This window comes from Streptomyces cacaoi (genome assembly GCF_006539165.1).
In the GTDB taxonomy this organism is placed as follows: domain Bacteria; phylum Actinomycetota; class Actinomycetes; order Streptomycetales; family Streptomycetaceae; genus Streptomyces; species Streptomyces cacaoi.
The window spans coordinates 248,160-267,250 of record NZ_BJMM01000006.1 but is presented as its reverse complement, the minus strand read 5'-3'; the positions used below and the strand labels follow the sequence as shown (position 1 = coordinate 267,250).

The 19,091-nt window shown below is 69.3% G+C and carries 19 protein-coding genes and 2 pseudogenes; 11 read left to right on the top strand and 10 right to left on the bottom strand.

Annotated features, from left to right (window positions below; genetic code table 11):
• Window positions 1-85: 85 nt before the first annotated feature.
• The 3 genes from SCA03_RS08745 to SCA03_RS08735 are packed head-to-tail and all read right to left on the bottom strand — an operon-like array spanning window position 86 to window position 3,648.
• Window positions 86-814: an SAM-dependent methyltransferase gene (locus SCA03_RS08745; protein ID WP_030873847.1), complete on the bottom strand. Its 729-nt coding sequence runs from the start codon at window positions 812-814 to the stop codon at window positions 86-88.
• Window positions 811-2,661 carry a B12-binding domain-containing radical SAM protein gene (locus tag SCA03_RS08740; protein WP_141275288.1) on the bottom strand — a complete coding sequence of 617 codons (1,851 nt, stop codon included), beginning with the start codon at window positions 2,659-2,661 and terminating at the stop codon, window positions 811-813. Before SCA03_RS08740 ends, SCA03_RS08745 begins: the two co-directional genes overlap by 4 nt.
• A gap of 36 nt (window positions 2,662-2,697) precedes the next feature.
• The gene (locus SCA03_RS08735; RefSeq protein ID WP_212766678.1) at window positions 2,698-3,648 is read right to left on the bottom strand and encodes a thymidylate synthase; all 951 of its coding nucleotides are present in this window, start codon (window positions 3,646-3,648) and stop codon (window positions 2,698-2,700) included.
• A 707-nt stretch (window positions 3,649-4,355) separates the two neighbouring features.
• Between SCA03_RS08735 and SCA03_RS08730 the strand changes: the two genes are divergently transcribed.
• Genes SCA03_RS08730 through SCA03_RS08715 form a run of 4 tightly spaced genes read left to right on the top strand, consistent with a single transcriptional unit; the run spans window position 4,356 to window position 7,652 of the window.
• On the top strand, window positions 4,356-5,141 hold the full coding sequence (locus SCA03_RS08730; RefSeq protein ID WP_051855283.1) for a hypothetical protein: 786 nt from the start codon (window positions 4,356-4,358) through the stop codon (window positions 5,139-5,141).
• Entirely contained in the window at window positions 5,138-5,914 is a 777-nt protein-coding gene (locus tag SCA03_RS08725; RefSeq protein ID WP_051855284.1) for an energy-coupling factor transporter transmembrane component T family protein, read from the top strand. The genes SCA03_RS08730 and SCA03_RS08725 overlap by 4 nt, the downstream gene beginning before the upstream one ends.
• Window positions 5,911-6,789: an energy-coupling factor ABC transporter ATP-binding protein gene (locus tag SCA03_RS08720; protein ID WP_086814707.1), complete on the top strand. Its 879-nt coding sequence runs from the start codon at window positions 5,911-5,913 to the stop codon at window positions 6,787-6,789. Before SCA03_RS08725 ends, SCA03_RS08720 begins: the two co-directional genes overlap by 4 nt.
• A complete protein-coding gene (locus SCA03_RS08715; protein ID WP_086814708.1) occupies window positions 6,786-7,652 on the top strand; it encodes an energy-coupling factor ABC transporter ATP-binding protein in 867 nt (288 codons plus the stop codon). The genes SCA03_RS08720 and SCA03_RS08715 overlap by 4 nt, the downstream gene beginning before the upstream one ends.
• A 57-nt stretch (window positions 7,653-7,709) precedes the next feature.
• On the opposite strand, the gene SCA03_RS08710 is transcribed toward SCA03_RS08715, so the two are convergent.
• Entirely contained in the window at window positions 7,710-8,993 is a 1,284-nt protein-coding gene (locus SCA03_RS08710; protein WP_086814709.1) for an MFS transporter, read from the bottom strand.
• Window positions 8,994-9,250: 257 nt separating this feature from the next.
• On the opposite strand from SCA03_RS08710, the gene SCA03_RS08705 reads away from it, so the two are divergent.
• From SCA03_RS08705 to SCA03_RS08695, 3 genes are all read left to right on the top strand, one after another.
• Window positions 9,251-9,820: a sugar O-acetyltransferase gene (locus SCA03_RS08705; protein ID WP_086814710.1), complete on the top strand. Its 570-nt coding sequence runs from the start codon at window positions 9,251-9,253 to the stop codon at window positions 9,818-9,820.
• 314 nt (window positions 9,821-10,134) lie between these two features.
• Entirely contained in the window at window positions 10,135-10,794 is a 660-nt protein-coding gene (locus SCA03_RS08700; protein WP_141275287.1) for an SMI1/KNR4 family protein, read from the top strand.
• Window positions 10,795-11,002: 208 nt separating this feature from the next.
• The gene (locus tag SCA03_RS08695) at window positions 11,003-11,485 is read left to right on the top strand and encodes a TrmO family methyltransferase domain-containing protein (protein ID WP_086814712.1); all 483 of its coding nucleotides are present in this window, start codon (window positions 11,003-11,005) and stop codon (window positions 11,483-11,485) included.
• Between the two features lie 494 nt (window positions 11,486-11,979).
• Here the strand turns inward: SCA03_RS08695 and SCA03_RS08690 are convergent, their stop codons facing one another.
• Entirely contained in the window at window positions 11,980-12,783 is an 804-nt protein-coding gene (locus SCA03_RS08690; RefSeq protein WP_086814713.1) for an SDR family NAD(P)-dependent oxidoreductase, read from the bottom strand.
• 82 nt (window positions 12,784-12,865) lie between these two features.
• On the opposite strand from SCA03_RS08690, the gene SCA03_RS08685 reads away from it, so the two are divergent.
• Entirely contained in the window at window positions 12,866-13,453 is a 588-nt protein-coding gene (locus SCA03_RS08685; RefSeq protein ID WP_086814722.1) for a TetR/AcrR family transcriptional regulator, read from the top strand.
• A gap of 227 nt (window positions 13,454-13,680) precedes the next feature.
• On the opposite strand, the gene SCA03_RS08680 is transcribed toward SCA03_RS08685, so the two are convergent.
• Complete coding sequence (locus SCA03_RS08680) at window positions 13,681-14,457, bottom strand: SDR family NAD(P)-dependent oxidoreductase (protein ID WP_086814714.1); 777 nt, start codon at window positions 14,455-14,457, stop codon at window positions 13,681-13,683.
• Window position 14,458: 1 nt separating this feature from the next.
• Window positions 14,459-15,358: an SDR family oxidoreductase gene (locus SCA03_RS08675; protein ID WP_230988550.1), complete on the bottom strand. Its 900-nt coding sequence runs from the start codon at window positions 15,356-15,358 to the stop codon at window positions 14,459-14,461.
• 51 nt (window positions 15,359-15,409) lie between these two features.
• On the opposite strand from SCA03_RS08675, the gene SCA03_RS08670 reads away from it, so the two are divergent.
• A complete protein-coding gene (locus tag SCA03_RS08670; RefSeq protein ID WP_086814716.1) occupies window positions 15,410-16,003 on the top strand; it encodes a TetR/AcrR family transcriptional regulator in 594 nt (197 codons plus the stop codon).
• A 311-nt stretch (window positions 16,004-16,314) separates the two neighbouring features.
• Here the strand turns inward: SCA03_RS08670 and SCA03_RS08665 are convergent, their stop codons facing one another.
• A complete protein-coding gene (locus SCA03_RS08665) occupies window positions 16,315-16,683 on the bottom strand; it encodes a VOC family protein (protein ID WP_030873878.1) in 369 nt (122 codons plus the stop codon).
• A 33-nt stretch (window positions 16,684-16,716) separates the two neighbouring features.
• A pseudogene (locus SCA03_RS08660) lies at window positions 16,717-17,490 on the bottom strand (oxidoreductase).
• A 79-nt stretch (window positions 17,491-17,569) separates the two neighbouring features.
• Here SCA03_RS08660 and SCA03_RS08655 point away from each other — a divergent pair.
• Both SCA03_RS08655 and SCA03_RS35495 read left to right on the top strand, forming a co-directional pair.
• The gene (locus SCA03_RS08655; RefSeq protein WP_086814717.1) at window positions 17,570-18,148 is read left to right on the top strand and encodes a TetR/AcrR family transcriptional regulator; all 579 of its coding nucleotides are present in this window, start codon (window positions 17,570-17,572) and stop codon (window positions 18,146-18,148) included.
• 110 nt (window positions 18,149-18,258) lie between these two features.
• Window positions 18,259-18,354, top strand: a pseudogene (locus SCA03_RS35495) (IS5/IS1182 family transposase); the annotation flags it as partial.
• A 91-nt stretch (window positions 18,355-18,445) separates the two neighbouring features.
• Here SCA03_RS35495 and SCA03_RS08645 read toward each other — a convergent pair.
• Window positions 18,446-19,054, bottom strand: coding sequence for a TetR/AcrR family transcriptional regulator (locus tag SCA03_RS08645; RefSeq protein WP_086814718.1), 609 nt, complete (start codon window positions 19,052-19,054; stop codon window positions 18,446-18,448).
• Between the last annotated feature and the right edge of the window lie 37 nt (window positions 19,055-19,091).

Genomic DNA, 19,091 nt, shown 5'->3' with positions numbered 1-19,091 from the left:
CGGGAACGGCGCCGCCCCGGCGGCCGGACGGCCGCCCCGGTGGGTCCGGGGCGGTCGTGGCTGCCGGGGGCGGCGAAAGGGTCGGTCACTTCTCGGGGACGGGCTCGCGGGGTGCGCGCATGCGGTAGCTGATGACGGCGGCGTAGCGGTGGAAGTGCCACTGTTCGTAGCCGAGATGGCTCTCGCCGTAGATTCCGCAGTCGGCGTTCTCGAAGATCCGCCAGCCGGGCCGGTCGACGATCTTGTCCATCTCGTTCGTCTCCGGGTAGTAACCGCAGGCGATCTCGTCGTCGTTGAGGCCGATGAGGTAGTCGCCGAAGAAGATCCCGCCGGGGGCGACCATGTCCATGGCGTGGTCGACGAGCTTCTGGAGGCTGTGCACCCTGTTGGGCGGCATGGACCACAGCCCGCTGCCCATCACGAGCTGGAAGTCGCCCTGGGCGGGCAGGGTCATGTAGTCCTGTTCGACGATGGTGCAGCGCTCTTCCAGGCCCTCGGCTGCCAGTCGGCGGCGCAGTCCGACGATGTCGTGGTGCCCGTCGGAGAGGTCCAGCCCGCCGCCGTCGAGGAAGAGTTCGTCGGTCTCGACGGCGACGACCTCCCAGCCGGCGCGCAGCAGCGGCAGTGCGAACTTGCCGTCGGAGGCGCCCAGTACGCAGGCGCGCGGGTGGTTCCTTCTGGCGTAGTCGCCCAGCGGGATGTAGCGGGCGAGCGCGGGGAAGTAGCTGAAGTACGGGCCCCAGTAGCTCTCGTGGTCGACGTCGAGCACCTGTTGCGGGTCGACGCCGGTGCTCTGCTGTGTGCTCAGGGTCATGAAAGGGCCTCGCTGAGGGATTCGGTGTCGCTGTTGCGGATGTTGCCCCACCGCTTGTCCGCAGCCTGGTGGATGTACCAGATGTCGTCCTCCGTCAGCAGTCGGGAGACGACTTCGGGGTACGCCTCCTCGAAGTACGTGAACGGCGGGCGGTTGTCCTTGCGTGAGTGGTAGTCGAGCCGGTTCTGGCCGTGCTGGGCCGTGATGGCCGTACCGGGGTGGTAGGTGAGGATGTTGGGGCTGGCCATGATGAGCAGGCCGTCGTCGATGAGGCGGCCGATCTCCTCGATCGTCTCCTCGATGGTCTCCCGGTTCTCGCCGTCGAGTCCGAACAGCACCGAGGAGCCCACCCGGATCCCGTGGCTCTTGATGGTGCCCAGTGCTTCGCGCACCTTGCTCACCCACGCCTCGGGGTTGCGGCGCGTGAGGTTCTTGCCGACGTGTGCCATGACGCGCTGCGCCATGCTCTCGATGCCGATGTAGATGTAGCTGCATCCGGCCTCGCGCATCAGGTCGAGCCCGGCGGCGACCTCGTCCGCCTTGGCGCGGTTGAGGACCACGTCGACGGTGAGCTGGGCGCCCCACTCGAAGGGGGCGTCGCCGGGGCGTTGGGCCCTGCGGGCCTGGAAGTCGGTGCAGAAGGCGGAGATGGCCTTCCAGTTGCCGCCCCAGAAGACGGGGTCGTCGAAGAAGGCCGCTTCCGCGCCCCAGTCGATCATCTGCATGAGCCGGTCCGCGGCGTGTTCGGTCTCGGTGACCGCGAAGCGGGTGGGCCGCTGCGAGATCTGGATGCTCTCGGAGCAGAAGGTGCATTTGAACGGACAGGCGTCGAGCGTGAGCATATGGGCGGTGCGGCTGCCCAGTGCGGAGCTGCCCGCTGCGGTGAAGATGCCGAACCGGGCACGTATGGCGAACGGCCTGTAGGGCGAGGGGAGTTCGGCGGAGGAGAGCCGGCGCCCGCGGACCGGGTGGACCAGGATCTCGTCCTCGGCGAGGCTCACGACGGTGAAGGAGCCCGTGAGGTCCTCTTTCGTCGCGGCCACCAGCTCCAGCGCCTCGGCGACGTCCGCGACCCGGTTGGGGCCGAAGCCCGGTTCCTGTACGAGGGCGAGTGCCTGCATCAGCAGGTCGAGCCCGGGGGCGCCGTCGCCCGCGACGACGAAGTCGACGACGCGGGGAGAGCGGCCGTCCCTGATGACTTCGACGGTGCTGCTCCAGGACAGGTCGAGGCTGTGGTCGCCGGGTGCGTACCGTACGGTCTCGTCCGCGTGCCGGCCGCCGATGACGACGACGCAGTCCGGGGAGTGCGTCTTGGCCAGTTCGGCCATCTCCAGCGCGTACCGGTGTCCGGCGGAGACCGAGCTGAGCAGTACGGCCTTGGGCTGGAGGGCGCGCAGCTCGGCGACGAACTGTTCCTTGGCGAGGTCGTCCCAGATGCGGGGGTCGAAGACGTGGCCGTCGGTGGTGGGGTTGTCGGCGATCAGGCCGGGGCGGGGCCCGTCGGCCGCGCGCCGGTAGTCGTCGTCGGGGTAGTCGCCCCAGCAGGGGTAGACGTCGTCGAGCGAGGGTTCGGCGGGTAAGCCCGCGTGCAGCCGCTCGACGGAACGCTGGATGGTGAGAGTGAGCGCCGCGTACAGGGACATGGGGTCGCCGGGATAGGCGACCTCGCCTCCCCTGCTCGTGGCCACCGGTACGAGGGCGGCCAGGACGGGGAAGCCGAACCCGGCCTCTGTGGGGGCGGCGTCGAAGCGCCGGCGCCGCCGGGCGAGACGCTCGGCCAGCTCCACGTCTGCCGTTCGCCGGTCCGGCCTGCGGGGGCCCAGCGGCGTACGAACCGTGATCCTCACCTTGGTGTGTCCCTCCTTGCGATCGGACTGCGGCTGTCAGATCGCCGATATGAGGTCCGCGACCGCGCTGTCGGCAGCGGAGCTGGTCACGAGGGACATGGTGTCGCCGAGCTTGCGGTAGGCGTGGGTGGCGAGGCAGGCGCGGGCGACGTCGGCGAAGTCGGTCTCGGCCGGACGGCCGGCGATCTCGTCCACCGCGGCCACGTCGCCGGCCTGTGCCGCCTCGCGCAGCCTGCGCTCGTAGTCGATGAGTTCGGCGGCGACCCGGCGGCCGCCCTCGGCGTCGTGGGGGAAGGAGGGGAGCGCGGCGGCGGCCGGCGGGGCGTCGACGATCTTCTGCGCCAGCGGGGCCTCGTTCTCGTAGAAGTGGAAGGTTCCGGCCTGGTGGATGTAGGGCCCGCTGGGCACGTTCAGCTGGGACGCGGCGTACTGCTGCATCCCCATGAAGAGGAAGGCGTCGTAGGGCATGACGGTCAGCGCCTGCTGGGCGCGCATGACGGTCAGCCAGGTGAGCCTGCCGTCGCGGAGGAACAGATGGACGCCGACGGCGCACGGGTACTCGCGTGACTGGCGGAAATTGTCCTCGGGCTCCAGCACCAGGGCGAACGCGCGGCGGTGGGCCGGGTCGCGCTCGATGCGGCCGATGACCTCTTCGAGCTGGTTGCCGTTGTGGGTCACCAGGCGGTGGCCGAAGGCGCCGCTGAGGGTGTGCTCGTCGTCGGAGTACTCGTAGGCGCCGCGGCGGTAGAAGGCCGGGGTCTCGACGTCGTTGCGGCCGGCGAGCGACCAGGCGAGCAGGCCGAAACAGTACGACAGGTTGATGGGAAGGTCCGGGCTGGCCGCCAGCGCGGAGGCGGGGTTCTCGATCCGGGTCTGGTAGCCGAGCAGTTCCCGATAGGGCCGGTCGTTGCGGCCGAAATCAGACGCCTTGGAGAGGGGGTCGCGGACGGAAGGCACGTAGCTGCCGTCAGCAAGTACATCGCTCAAGCCGGCCGTATAAGCGTCCGCGAAGGAGGGGTAGCTTGTCATGACAACCTTTCGGGATAGGGCTGGAACAAGCCAAGGAGGACGTCGTGCGGAACTGAGGGGATTTCCAGCTCAATCCTCCGTGAGGCCCGGTGGGAGTAAAGCCGAAGCCGCTGGTCGCAGCACGCTTCCGAGAAAGACCGCACACCATGCCAAACCCCGTTGTCAAGATCACTCCTGGCGGCCGTTGAGGCTTCTTATGAATTCTTCTAGTGCCGGCTGCGGCCTGTTGACACGGGCCGTCGCACTGGGGACTATGACGCCTGGACAACGGAACGATCAAGCCATCATTGTTGCGTGCTATTGCTGCGAAACAGCCCGAATTCCGGCCCACTGAAGGGGATGGGACATCTGGTGAAAGCGCGTCCGTCACGGCAGCAGAAGCCTGCGGTCGAGGGCGTGCGCGGCACAGGTGGGTGAGCTGTTCGCGAAACTGTGAGAATCCACACCGAACCGGCAGGCCCCGGTGCACGACGGCTCGCACGGCGTGCGCCGGGCCCGGAGTCGGACCGAACCCGCCGCCGGATCCCCGAAGTTCGCGCACGCATCGGCGTCCGCTCGTCAGCGGCTACCCGGCGGCGCCCATCCCGCTACGTCTGGGGCGAGACCCTCTGTTTCTGATCAATGAATCCCGATTGATTGGTTTATGTCAGGTGAATCCGTGGCAGTTGAGTGAACGCTGGCGCATCGGACTCGGCACGACGGTCATCCTGCTGACCTATGTCGCGCTCATCGCGGCGAAACCCACCTCCGCGCACGGCGTGGGCGGCCCGGCGGCCCTGCTGGCGCTGGGCGGCTACGGAATCGGCGCGATGCTCATCATCTCCGGCGCCATGGCCCGCCTCCCGACCACGACGCTGACGCTGCTGCCCGTCGCGATCACGGTCAACATCGTGATGGGCAAGATCGTCTACTTCAGCGGCCTTCCCCTCCAGCTCGACGCCATCGGCACGGTACTGGTCGGGGTGGTCGCCGGCCCCGCGGCGGGGGCCGCGACGGGCGCGCTGACCAGCATCCTCGTCGGCATGACGATCACGCCGGGAGCGCTTCCCTACGCGGTGACGGCCGCCGCCGTCGGCTTCGTCGCGGGCGCGCTGGCGCGCCTGGGCTGGTTCCGCAGAAAACCGACGGCACTGGCCGGCGGAGCCCTCATCGGGGTCGTGGCCGGTGTCATCTCCGCCCCCATCACCACGTTCGTCTTCGGCAACGCCGGCGGCTCGGTGGGCCAGTCCGCGCTGATCGCGACCTTCCAGGCGTACGGCGACGGCATGCTCCGGGCCGCCAGCCTCCAGGGGCTCGCGGCCGACCCGCTGGACAAGGCGCTGACCGTCGCGCTGGCGCTGACCATCCTGGCGAGACTGCCGGCGGGCTTCGTGCAGCGGTTCTCCTTCGCCCGTGAACACCATGTGCTGAACACCTACGCACCGGCCGCGGGAAAGGCGGGCGTGGCATGAGTATCTTGGCCGTATCGGACACCTCTCCCATACACCGGCTGAATCCGGTCACCAAGCTCGTTTTTGCTTTCTCGGTGACCGTGTGCGGATTCGCCCATACGTCGGCCCTCTGGCCTTTGGCGTTGTTACTGCTGGTCCTGCTCCCGGCCATCGTGTATGCGGGAGCGCTGCGCAGATTCACACAGCTGCTGGCCCTCTTCTCCGCTCCGGTGGTCGTCGCCTTATTTCTTGTGCAGGGCTTTTTCTATCCGGGCGCGGAACGCGTGATCGCGGCCCTGGGACCGGCCCGGCTGAGTTACGAAGGGCTCATCTTCGCGGCACAGACGGCGCTGCACATCATGGTGCTGGTCGCCAGTTTCCTCTTTCTGCTGCTGACCACTTCTCCGAGCAGGCTGATGAGCGCCATGACACAGCGCGGGATGTCGCCCAAAATCGTGTACGTCATCTCCGCGGCTCTACAGATCGGTCCCGCTTTCGCCGCACGCGCGCAGCGCATCCTCCAGGCCCAGCAGGCCCATGGCCTGGTCATACGAGGGCTGCGCGGACGGGTGCGGGCGCTGGTGCCGCTGGCGGGCCCGCTGATACTGGGCGCCTTCACCGAGATCGGGGACCGCGCCGCCGCGATGGAGACCCGGGCGTTCGGCGTCACCCGCCGTCCCACGAGTCTGTCCGGGCCGCTGCCGGACAGCACCGGACAGAGAGTGGCGCGCGCAGTGATGATTCTCTGCGCGGCCGCGGCCGTCGCCGTCAATGTGTGGGGAGTCATACGGTGATCGAATTCAAGGATTTCACCTTCACCTATCCCACGGGACGGCCGGCGCCGGCGCTGCGCTCGATCACCATGACCGTCCGGCCGGGCACCATATGCGGTGTCGTGGGTGCGGACGGCAGCGGAAAAACGACGCTGGCGGCGGTGGTCAGCGGCGTCTCCCCGCATCTCACCGGCGGCGAATTCAGCGGATCCGTCGAGGTCTGCGGCCGGCCCGTGGCCGGTACGCCGATGGCCGAACTCGCCACCTCCGTAGGGCTGGTGAGGCAGGATCCGTTCAGCCAGATTTCCGGTGCGCGATTCACGGTCCGTGAGGAACTCGCGTTCGGGCTGGAGAATCTGGCCGTCGAGCGGGACGTGATGCGCCACCGCGTCGAGCATGTCATGGCGGACGTCGGGCTGAGCGAGTTGGCCGACCGCTCGCCGTACGAGCTGTCCGGCGGGCAGCAACAGCGCCTGGCCATCGGCTCGGTGCTGGCGATGCGGCCCGCGGTGATCGTGCTCGACGAACCGACCTCCCAGCTCGACGCCGAAGGCAGCCGACGAGTCTTCGGCATCCTCGACGCGCTCAAGGAGCGCGGCGTGGCCGTCCTCGTCATGGAGCACCGGCTGGAGCTGCTGGCCCGTTCGGCGGACCAGGTGGTGGTGCTGGAGGACGGCGCGGTGGCGGCGGACGGGCCGACGCGGGAGGTGCTGGGCGATCCGCGGCTCCCCGAGTGGGGCGTCGGCCCGCTCCAGTACACCACCGCCGCGCGACGGGCCGCCGAACACGGGCTGTGGGACGAGAGCCGCCCGCTGCCGGTGACGCTGGAGACGGCAGCCGACGGTTTCCACCAGGTCACCCACCGCATCCCGATCCCCGCCGGAGACCAGCCGTGATCCTCTCCATCGACTCCCTGACCTACGCGTACGCGAACGGCACCCCGGCGCTGAACGGCGTCACCTTCCAGGTGGCGGCCGGTGAACGCGTCGCCGTCGTCGGCTCCAACGGGGCCGGGAAGAGCACACTCGCCCGTCACCTCGTCGGTATCGAACGGCCCACCTCGGGCACCGTGGAGGTCGAGGGCCGCAGAACCGACGAGCTGAGCATCGCCGAACTCGCCCGCTCGGTCGGGTTCGTCTTCCAGAACCCGCACGACCAGCTGCATGCCCGTACCGTCGCCAAGGCGGTCGAGTTCGGGCCCCGCAACCTCGGCTTCACCGCCGAGCAGCGGGCGCGGGCGTGCGAGTGGGCGCTGCGCGTGACGGGCCTGACGCACCACGCCCAGGACCATCCGCACCACCTGTCCTTCGGCCAGCGAAAGCGCGTGGCGCTGGCCTCCGTCCTGGCGATGGACACCCCCCTGGTGGTGCTGGACGAGCCGACGACGGGCCAGGACCACCGCTCGCTGGCACTGCTGGGTTCCCTCCTCGGCGAACTCGCCGAGGAGGGGCGCACGGTCATCGCCGTCACCCACGACATGGAGTTCTGCGTGCAGCACTTCGAGCGGGTCATCGTGCTGGAGCGGGGCAGGGTCCGCTGGGACGGAACCGTGGAGCAGTGGCTCGCCGCCGACGCCACCGCCCTCCCCGCGGACGGCAGCCGGGACGATGCAGCGGAGAGGAGCGGACCCCCCACGGACCTCGAACGCCCCCAGCTCACGCGGCTGGCGCGGGAGTTGGGGTGGTCCGCTCCCGTGGCGACGGTCGACGCCTTCCTCTCCGAACTGCGGGAGCGCACCCCTTCGGTTCCCGCGAACTGACTCCGCCCACGCGGCGGGCCGGGACCGGTGTGGTCGCGGCCCGCCGCGCAAGGGGCCTCAGCGGCCGGCCAGTTCGCCGCTCGCGGCGGCCGGTTCGGGCAGGGCCCTGCCGTCCTGCACGGCGGTGAGCAGCGGACGCAGCGAGAGCGCCAGCAGGGTGGCGACCAGGCACCCCGCGGTGACCGCCCCCACCCACACCATGCCGCCGCCGGCCTCCAGCAGGGGTCCGGCCGAGACCGGCCCGATGACGCCGCTGATTCCGAAGATGATGGAGGTGAACGAGTTGTAGCGGCCCCGCAGTTCGTCCGTGGCGAGCGAGTTGGTGAGCACCGGCAGCACCGGGGAGAGCATCGTCTCGCCGAAGCCGAAGATCGCCGCGCACGCCGCCACGCACAGCGCGGCCAGGAGCGCGTGCTCCTGGGCGAAGAGCCTGCCGGCCCCGAGCACGATCCACGCCGCCGCGAACATCGCCCCTACCAGGGCGAGCACCAGGGCGCGGCTGCGGCGCTCCATCAGCCGGATCACCAGCAGCTGGGCCACCACGATGACGATGGTGTTCCCCGCGAGCGCCCAGGCGACGACCCGCGGCGTCACCTCCACCACCTGCATCGCGTACGCCGGGAAACCGACCTGGATCTGCGCGTAGCCGCAGGTGGTCAGCACCAGTCCGAACGTCACCAGCCGCCGGAACGGGCGGTCGCGCAGCACGGCCAGATAGCCGCCGGAGCGCCGTACCTCCGTCTTCTCATGGGACGCCGAGGGCCCGCCGACGGACGGCATCGCCAGCAGGATCACCACCGGCGCGAGGAAGCTGAGCGCGTCGAGCGCGTAGACGGCCTGGAACGTGCCGGGCCGCGCGGTGTCCACGATGGCGCCGGCCACCAGACCGCCGACTCCCAGCCCCAGGTTGAGCAGAGTGAACTGGAGGCCGAACGCCCGCTGGCGCTCCCCCGCGTCGGTCAGAGAGGCGAGGATCGTCGACTGCCCCGCCACGATGGCCGAGTTGCCGATCCCCGTCACCGACACGGCGAGGAAGGCCGTGACCACGGAGTCCACGAGCGCCAGGGAGCCGGTGCCGAGGGCCTCGATGATCAGGCACGGTATGACGACCCTGCGCGCTCCGAAGCGGTCTATGAGCGTGCCGCCGAACGGCGACATGGCGAGCGTCACGGCCCCCAGCCAGCCGATGAGCAATCCGGCCTGGGAGCCCGAGAGGTGCCGCACCTCCGTGAGATAGATGAACAGGAACGGCAGGGTCAGCCCCCGGCCGACGGCTGATAACAGGGTCCCGCCGAGAATCCACCGGGCCTCAGCACGACGGGGCAGGAATTGTGGGAGCAAGGTGCTTTCTCCGATGCGCGTTGGACAGGGGTGAGAAACCCAGTCAATCGAGGACTGGGCGGGCTCGGTATCGGGTAGGGACGTGGCTTGCTTTCATCGGCCAATCAACGTCGTCCGGTATTGTCCGCGCCTGCGCGCGGCCGGTCCACTACGGGACGCCAACGGCAGTGCTCCACCTGCTGGTTGAGGAGCCCTCGACCTCGCCGGTTGTTAGCATGCAGCCGTCTCGAAGCTGCACACAGGAAGAGGACGTGGGCATGGGGGAACACCTTGACCGGATGCGGGCCGGCGAATGGTTTCTGCCGAAAAATGAGCCGGAACTGCGGGAGGCCGCGGAGCGGCGGGCCGCCCTCTGCGCACTCTACAATGCCGAGGGCAAAGAGGCCCCCGGCCGAGCCGAGCGGCGCAGGATCCTGGGAGAACTCCTGGGATCCGTCGGCGAAGGCGTCAACGTACGCCCGCCGTTCCGCTGCGACATGGGCACGTACATCAGCATCGGAGCCCACACGTTCGTCAACTTCGGCGCGGTGTTCATCGCGTCGGCCCCCGTCACCATAGGCGAGCACGTCCAAATGGGCCCCTACGTCCAACTGCTCACCTCCACCCACGCGTTGGAGGCCGAGCGCAGACGCGAGGGCTGGGAGCGGGCACTGCCGGTAACCATCGGCGACAACGTCTGGCTGGGCGGCGGCGTGATCGTCTGCCCCGGCGTGACGATCGGCGAGAACACGGTGGTCGGCGCCGGCTCGGTGGTGACCAAGGACCTGCCGGCGGGGGTCCTCGCACTCGGCTCCCCGGCCCGCGTCGTACGGGAGTTGGAGGACTGAGCGGCGTCCGGCGGGACGCTTCCCGTGCCTCCGCGCTTCCTGTGGGACAGCCGTCGCCCGGGCACCGGTGCAGCGCGGCATCGCGAGCAGTCCGCACGCAGCCGGAGCCCCGAGGGACCCACTCGGCCGCCCCGCCGAGACCAGACCACCGCCCTCCCCTGACGCCGTCACTACCGATCGGCGACGAAAGCCCCTCTCCTGACGGCCGGTTGGCCGGGGCGTCAGGTACGGAAGAGATGTCCCGGCCGGGCACGGTCCCAGCGGAGCCAGTCCGAGCAGGTCCATGTCCGAGGGCCTTGGTACCGTCCGGCGCCGTGACGAGAGAGGGCACAGAACGCCTTGCCACCGCATGGACCCGCATCGATACATGGCTCGGCCAGTACGCCCCCGGTACGGCCGCGCTACTGCGACGGGGCGCCGATGAGGAGCGGATACGGGCAGCCGAAGAGGCCACGCGGCGGGTCTTCCCGCCGGAGCTGGCGGCCTGGTACCGCATCCACGACGGCATGGAACACCGCGACGACGGTCTGGACTGCCTCCTGCCCAAGCGGACGTCGATGCTCACCCTGGAGGAACTCGTTCGGGAGAACGCCTTCTGGCACAGGAGCGCGTACGCCGGCGTCGACGTGGACGAGGACGAGGAGGCCGATCTTCTCCGTCTGCCCTTCGCCGCGGACGAGGAGCGTGTGGAGGGCTGGTACGTCGATTCCCGGCCGGAGAAGGACACCTTCGGCGGGCTCAACACGTGGTTCTCGGAGGGCGACACCGACCCCTACCCCGGATATCCGTCCTGGGAGTGCTGGCCGCTGCACGTGTGGGCCGAGGAGATCGCCGCGTGCCTGGAACAAGGACGCCCCTTCACCCTGCCCCAACCGCACGACCGCACCGAAGGCCGTCCGGCCCTGGCCCCTGGTGGGTTCCTGGTGTGGGGCACGGAGGACGCCCCGACGCCGCTGTACGGACCCCGTCCTTGACGGCAAACAACTTGCGCAGAACCGGAGCACCGCACCGTGCACTGTGCCGTGGGGGATGCCCAGGCGCCCTGCCACCTCGTGCAGCGTGCCCCCTCCCCGCAAGCGCGGCATCCCCGCTGCAAGTGAGCTCGATGCCCGTGCGGTCTCGTACCTGGCGCAAGTAGCTTGAGCAGACGTTGCGTTGAGGCCGTATCGAAGGGCTGGGACCATGGCTTTGGAGATCGAACCGATCGGCGAAGTCGTCGTGGGGCGTGCCGACGTCGTCGACGACTATTGGGGAGGCGTCGACTCGGTGATCCAGCTGGACACAGGCTTTCCTCTCGATGCCGTGCAGGGGCTGGAAGAGTTCTCCCATCTGGTCGTCGTGTGGCACTTCGACCAGGCATCCCCCGATGACGTCGAGTACCACGCGCGTAGCCCGCGTGGGAATACGCGGTGGCCGGCCACCGGTACGTTCGCCCATCGCAATCACCGCCGGCCCAACCAGCTGGCGCAGAGCTTTCCACGGCTGCTGAAGGTCGACGGGCTCAGCCTGCGTGTGACCGACCTGGACGCAGTGGTCGGCACCAAGATCTACGACCTGTCGCCCTACTTCGCAGAGATGGGGCCGCGGGGAGCGGTTCGCGAACCCGCGTGGCCCGGTGAGATGCTGACGAACTACTGGGCCACGTCCTCCGACGCGCTCGGGTAAGACCGCGATGAAGCCACGGCCGACTTGCCAGCCGTGTCCGGGCCGCGGGCGACGTCTCGTGCGACCTTTCCGGATACCCCCCCGCTGTGGGCGCTCAGCAGGTAGGTGAGCCGCGCCCGCCCGGCCGAAGACGTCTTCGCACGTTGGGGGCGGCACTGACTCTTGGGCGGCGAGACTGGTCAGCGTGTGACGCACTTCCGTGCCCAGCCGGAAGAGTTGCGGACTGATCTGGCCGCCCTTACCGACAATGAGGATGCGGCAGATGGTCCTGACGCACTGACTGACTTCATCGCCTGTTCTGTCTGAGAATTGTCGGCTCGTCGGCAGGGCCGCCGTACCCGCGCACCCGCTCCTTACAGGCACCTGGTCCGGAAGCCCCGTCACTGGCTTGTCCACCCGCCCGACCGGCGCATGTCGCCCTCGGAACGACAACGCCACAGGGGCGGAGAGGGCCGGAACGAGTTCGGGAGTCACTACGGCCTTTCCGCCCATCGTCATGCCTCCTTGGCGGTCAGCCGGCCGATGGTCCGGATGACTTGGCGCCGGGTGGCCAGGCGTCGGGCGAGGGAGGCCATCACCCGGTTCGTACGGCCTGCGATGACGCTGGGTGGCGGGTTCCTGCGGTCCAGGGCGGCCAGCGCGGTGCGGACGACGTCGACGGGCGAGGCGAGCCTGGTCCCTCCGGCGGCCTGTGGGGTGCCCACGACGTCGAAGAACTCGGTCCGGGTCGCGCCGGGGGACAGGGCCAGCACCCGCAGACCGGTGCCGCGTGACTCCTCCCACAGAGCCTCGGTGAGGCTGAGCACGAACGCCTTGGTCGCCCCGTAGACCGCCATGCGCGGGTTGGGCTGGTAGGCGGCCATGCTCGCCACGTTGACCAGTACACCGCGGCCCGCGGTGCGCAGTTGGTCGATGAAGGCACGGCTGATGTCGGCGACCGCGGTCACATCGACCGCGATCTCCCGGCGTAGCCGGTCCGGATCCGCCTGGTGGAAAGGGCCGAAGGTGGCGAACCCGGCGTTGTTGATCAGACTCGTGACGTGCAGACCGAGCTGGGCCACCCGCGCGGCCAGCGCCTGCCCGGGGTGGTCCGTGGCCAGGTCCATCTCCACCACGTGCACCTGGATCCGATGCTGTGCGCGCAGTTCGGTGGCCAGCTTCTCCAGGCGTTCTCCGCGGCGGGCGACCAGCACCAGGCCGGAGCCGCGGGCGGCGAGCTGGCGGGCGAACTCGGCGCCGAGGCCCGCGCTGGCCCCGGTGATGAGGGTGGTCTGTGCGTGGTAGTCGACGGCAGGCATGGGCCTCCTTCTTTCAGTCGCTGACTTCCTGGCAGTTAATGCCAAGTAGGCGGCCGCTGTCCAGAGGCGTATCCTGATGTCCATGACGACCTTGTGGGAGCGTTCGCGGCAGGTCGCCGTCCAGGCGATCCTGGATACGGCGGTACGCCTGTTCGCCGAGCAGGGCTACGAGCAGACGACGATCGCGCAGATCGCGCGGGAGGCGGGGATCTCGCAGCGCTCCCTCTTCCGTTACTTCGGAACCAAGGAGGACCTGGTCTGCGGCGACCAGGAGGCGCTGGGCGAGCTGCTGAAACGCACCGTCGAGCAGCAACCGGCCGAGATGTCCGCCTGGGATGCCCTGCGCGCCGGGTTCGAGGTCATTCTGACCGCCAACCATCCCCCTGAACGTGCGCTGGAACTCTCCCGCCTCATCTTCGACACACCCTCGCTGCACGCCCGCTACATCGAGAAGCGACTGCACTGGCAGGCCGAACTCGTCCCCGTCATCCGGGCGCGACTGGGCAACGGCCCCAGCGGCGCGGTTCCCGAAACACAGTCCAAGGCGATCGTCGCGACAGTCTTCGCCTGTATCGACACGGCAACCGAACTCTGGGCCGGACATGACGGACGGATCGACCTGGCGGACCTCTACGATCAGTGCCTCGCCGCGGTGCGGGGCCACGACTGAAGCACGTGTCCCGGCACACCTTCGCGCAGAACCGACGTCACCGCGCGCTGTCGTTTGCCACGGCCTGAAGCAGGTTGGCATGCGACAAGTGGCGGGCCATGCGCGGGAAGGTGCCACTGAGCGCGTTCCAGATCACCGTCGGAGATCGCCTGCCCCACAGCGACACATGACCGCTCAACAAGCGGGATTTCCGACAGATTGACGCTGCCTCAAGAACCTTGCAGAAGTCAGCGGGCGGTGAGTCCGCCGTCGACGGCGAGGATGGTGCCGGTGGTCCACTGGGCCGAGGCCAGGTAGGCGGCCGCGGTGGCGACGTCATCGGCGGTGCCCAGACGCCCCAGGGGGTAGGAGTACTCGATCTGCTCGTCGTGTGCGGCGCGTTCCTCTGCGGCCATGGGGGCGAGATAGGAGCGTTCGTACTTGGGAGTGCGGACAGCACCGGGAGCGATGGCATTGACACGGACGCCTTGGGGGCCGAGTTCACTGGCCAGCGCCCGGGTCATGGAGTTGAGCGCTCCGCGGGTGGCGGAGTAGGCGGCCGAATGACGGCCGGCGACCATTTTGCGGGCCCAATAGCTGCTGATGTTGATGATGCTTCCCCGAGCGTTCACGAGGGCGGGCAGGAGTTGCTGGCTCAGCAGCAGCGGCACCTGGACGTTGAGGTGCCACATGGTGTTCATCTCGTCGACCGTGGTGTCGGCAAGGGAGGCGAAATGTGCGGTGCCGACGTTGTTGACGAGGGTGTCGACCCGGTCGGTCAGGTTTCGGACGTGCGCGGCGATCCGGGCGGGGGCAACGGGCGCGGAGAGATCCGCGGGGACGGTGTGCACGACGGCGCCCTGCCGGCCGAGCTCCTCGGCGGCGGTCTTGAGCTTCTCGGGGTTGCGGGCGACGAGAATCAGCTCCGCCCCGTCGTGGGCGAGGGCACCGGCGATGGCCAGACCCAAGCCCTCGCTGCCGCCCGTGACGACGGCGAACCGGCTGGTGGTGCGATGCTCGGACATATCACATTGCCTCTGCGTGGTCGGTGGAAGAGCTCAGCGTCGCGAATCGGCGTAGCTCTTCGAGTTGGTCGCTGCGGGCGTTGCCGATGCCGGCGAGGGCGTCGCTGCCGAGAGGAAGGCGCAGCGGGGGGCTGGGCATATCGGCGAGGACGACGAGGGCCTGGGCCACACGGGCGGGGTCGCCGACCTGCCTTGCCGCGGCGTCGGCGGAGCGCGCCAGCGCTTCGTGCACGGGGAGGTAGTCGGGGAGGGCGGCGTCGCCGGGCAGCCGGCTCGCCCAGTTGGCGCGGAAGCCTGTGCGGGCTGCTCCGGGCTCCACGATCGTCGTCCGGATGCCCAGCGGGGTGAGCTCGGCGGCCAGTGAGACGCTCAGACCTTCGAGGGCGTGCTTGCTGGCCGTGTAGGCGCTCATCCCCGGGGCACCGATCTGACCCGCCAGCGAGCTGATCTGCAATACACGGCCTGCTTCTGCCGCGCGCAGGTGGGGCAGGGCGGTGCGCAGGACACTGGCGGCGGCGAAGAAGTTCACTTCGAACTGGGCGCGCAGCTCCGTGTCGTCCAGTTCCTCGAAGGGGCCCGCCAGCGCGTAGCCGGCGTTGTTGACGACGACGTCGAGGCGGCCGAACCCGGTGATCGCGTCATCCAGTACCGGACGCAGCGTATCGGCGTCGGTGATGTCCACGCTCACGGTGCGCAGACGGCCGGGAAAGGCGGCGGTCAGCGGATGCAGCGGCTCGTCGTCGCGCGTGACGGCGATTACTCGCTCGCCTGAACCGAGAACCTCACCGACCAGAGCCTGGCCCAACCCGCCGGACGCGCCGGTGATCAGCCACACGCGGGACCCCATGCTGCGCACCTCTCGCACGAGCCGAACAAACGGACAGACCTTGTCCGTTTCCATGAGAGTAGAGGAGACGGACAGAAGCTGTCCACTTACGGATAGGGTGGGGCGATGAACAAGGAGCGGCCTGCGACGCCCCAGGGGGCGGCGATGCCCGTGCGTGCCGACGCCCAGCGCAATGCCGCGCGGGTTCTCGCGGCCGCGCGTCGTGCCGTCGCCTCCACCGGGCTGGACGTGAGCTACCACGAGATCGCCCGGGAGGCCGGCGTCGGCGTGGGCACCGTCTACCGGCGCTACCCCGAACGCGACCAGCTCATGGCGGCGGTACTGCGCGACATCCTCACGGAATTGATCAGCACCGCACACCAGGCTTTGGGCTGCGATGACGCCTGGGAGGGCTTCTCGTCGCTGTTCACCGACCTGGCCCTGTACACCGCTCAGAACGCGGGACTGTCCGGCTCCCTGGACCAGCACGGCGGGCCCGCTGTCGCCCAGCAGCGCCACGAGCTCCTCGACCTCACCCGGCAGGTCATCGAACGCGCTCAGGACCAGGGACGTCTTCGCCGGGATCTGCCCTGGAAGGAAGTGCTGCGGCTGACCGGCGCCCCAGCGACACAGGGATGCGTACTCGGACTTGAGCCTGACCCCGCACATGGTCACCACTTGGCGCTGACCGTTCTACTCGACGGTCTACGAACCGACTGACACCGGCAACGCGCCGGAGCTCCCAAGAGCGTCCACCGCGACAGCGCGTGAAGGGCCGGGATGTGATCGTGACAGGCGGCGGGATGTCATGGGTGCGGCCGGCCTGGGCGCCGACTGCCACACCTCGTACACCCGTCGCCGGCCGGGCAACCCGGATCGGCACGTCCCACGCCAGTCCGCTGGGACGCGTCAGGGGCGTCCGCTCCTCGTTGATCTCCATGAAGATCAGCCGTCCGCAGTGGTGTTGCACGCTCCCACGCGCCGCCCACACGACGCTGTCTCACTGTTGACAGCCACGGTCTCCCCCGCCGTCAGACCGTACGCAGGCAGAAGGGGTGGCCGGCCGGACTGGCGTAGACCCGGCTGCCCTTCCGGGAATCCGGAGGGACGGCGTCGGTGGGCCGCAGCCGACTGGCACCGGCCTCGACCGCCGTCCGGTCGGCGGTCGCGAGATCGTCGACGGCGAAGTCGAGGTGCAGCTGTTGCGAGGTTCCGTCCGGCCAGTGCGGGGCGGCATGCCCGGGGGCCGCCTGGATCACGAGTACCGGAAAGCCGGGGGCCTGGATGAAGTGATGGGTCGGTGTCCGGGTGATCGAGCCGCCGAGCAGCCGCTGCCAGAAGGCACCCTCCGACTCCGGGTCGGCAGCATCGATGATCACGGAGCTCAGGGTGATGTTCACGGTGGTGTCCGCCTTCTTCGTGTCTGCCACGGCTCAGACCGCCGGGATGATGCCGCCGTCGACGCGGAACTGCGCTCCCGTGAGCCACTTCGCACGCCCCGAGGCGAGGAACGCGATCATCTCGGCGACGTCCTCGGGATCTCCTGGGTGCCCCATCGGCACCTTCAGATGGTCCGCGATCTGCTGCGCCACCTCGTCGGTGCTGACGCCCTGCTGGTCGGCGAGGTGCTGTAGGTGGGCGGTGGCGCCCTCGGTGACGACGAAGCCCGGCAGGACGCAGACGACGCGCACCCCTTACTCGCCCACCTCGGTGGCCAGTTCGCGGCTGTAGGCGTTGAGCGCCGCCTTGGCGGCGGCGTAGGACGCGTCCCTACGCTGCGGAAGGCGGCTCGCGATCGAGGAGACGTGCACGACGACACCGGACCCCCGCTCGACCATCCCCGGCACCAGAGCCCGGTCCAAGCGCACGGCGCTGAGGAGGTTCATCTCCAGGTCCGCACGCCAGGACTCCTCCGACCGGCTCAGGGTCGGCGCCGGGGCGCTCGCCGCGCCCGCGTTGTTCACGAGTACGTCCACCCCGCCCACGCGGTCGACGACCTGCCGACCCAGCTCCGCCACTCCCTGCTCGGTGGAGAGGTCCGCCTGGATGAACGTGACCGGCAGATCCTCTCTCGGCCTGCTCCGAGAGGCGGTCAGCACGGTCGCCCCCGCGGCGGCGAAGCGGCGGGCGGTCGCTTCGCCCAGGCCGCGACTGCCGCCGGTGACCAGCACACGCAGCCCGTCCAGACCTTCCCCTGTCTCCGTCATGAGTGCCCTCCTCCGTAAGATGAACCCGACTCCGGAAACAATACATATCCGGAGTCGGACTCACCTTAGGGAGGTTCTGTTGCCCTCATCACGTCCGCTGCGCGCCGACGCGCGCCGCAACCGCGAGGCGCTCCTGGCCGCGGCCCGGGACGCGTTCCTCGGTGGCGACACCGACACGCACGTCGAGGCGATCGCCCGCAGGGCCGGAGTGGCCGTGGGAACGCTCTACCGCCACTTCGAGACCCGCGAAGCACTCATCGAGGAGGTCTACCGCAAGGAAGTCGACGAACTGTGCACCGCTCCCGCACAGCTCCTGGAACAACACGACCCGCACGAGGCCCTGCGGAGGTTTCTGCTGCTGCTCGTGGACCACGCAGCCGTGGGCAAGGGGATGGCCGTCGCCCTGGAGAGCATCATGGCGACGAGCTCACCGCTCTTCGACAACGCCCGCACCCGGATGGCCAACGCGCTGACCCTGCTGCTCGACGCGGGCGCCAAGGCCGGCACCATCCGCGACGACGTCACCGGCCCCACCCTGCTGCGCGCCCTGGGCGGCATCTGCGCCATGCACGCCACCGAGGGCTGGCAGGACGAAGCCCGGCAGATCACCACCGTCCTCTACGACGGCCTGCGCTTCGGCGCTCCACGGACAGCTTGAGTTGCCCACCCGGGTCGAAGCGGGAACGCCGACGTCGTGTCGGACCACGAAGGCACGCCCGGTCCTGATCGAACAACAGATAGCTCAACTGCCTTCCGGCAATTGACCTTGTGGTGGGTTGTGGTGCGTCGACGGACGCGGCGCGAGGGCCGACAGCGCCTGTGCTACCGGGCGTTGACGAGCGTGGCCGTCCGTGGCGGGATCACGGGATCACCAGCTGGTGAACAACGGGGTGTTGTGGCCGCGTGGACGAGTCCTCGCGGCCGAGGTCACGACCCCTTCTGTGCGTGCCTGCTGTCAGACGAGTGGCCAGCTCCGCAACGCCGCGTCGGCCACCTGCTGGAGTTCGGAGCGGCTGGCACCGCCGACAGCTTGGACGGCGATGCCGTTCGCCACGGTCATGAGGTAGCGGGCGAGCAGTTCCGGGTCCGCGTCCGGGGGCAGGTCCCCCTCGTCGGCGGCCTGCTGAAAGCGGTGGAGGAGGCGGGTACGGCCGTCGTCACGCCAGGCGATCAGGGCGTCCTGGGCCGGCCGTCCGGAGTCGCCGGAGGCCAGTGAGCCCTGTACGCCCAGGCATCCGGTGGGGCAACCGGGACGGGTGGTCGCGTTGACCGAGCCGGCGAGGAACGCCGTGGCCACCTCCTGGGCGCTCGGCTTCTCCAACGCGCGGGCCGCATAGGCGGCGGGGCCCTCGGTGTAGCGCTCCAGGGCCTTGCGGAACAGCTCCTCCTTGTTGCCGAAGGCCGCGTACATGCTCTTGCGGGTGATGCCCATGGCGCTGGTCAGGTCGGTCAGGCTGGCGCCTTCGTAGCCCTGCTCCCAGAAGACCCTCATCGCCCGCTCCAGGGCCTCGTCGGCGTCGAAGCCTCTCGGCCGGCCGATCGGCGCCTTCCGGGTGTTCTCCATGCCCCCATCCTACGACCTCGATACCGATCGGTGCAGA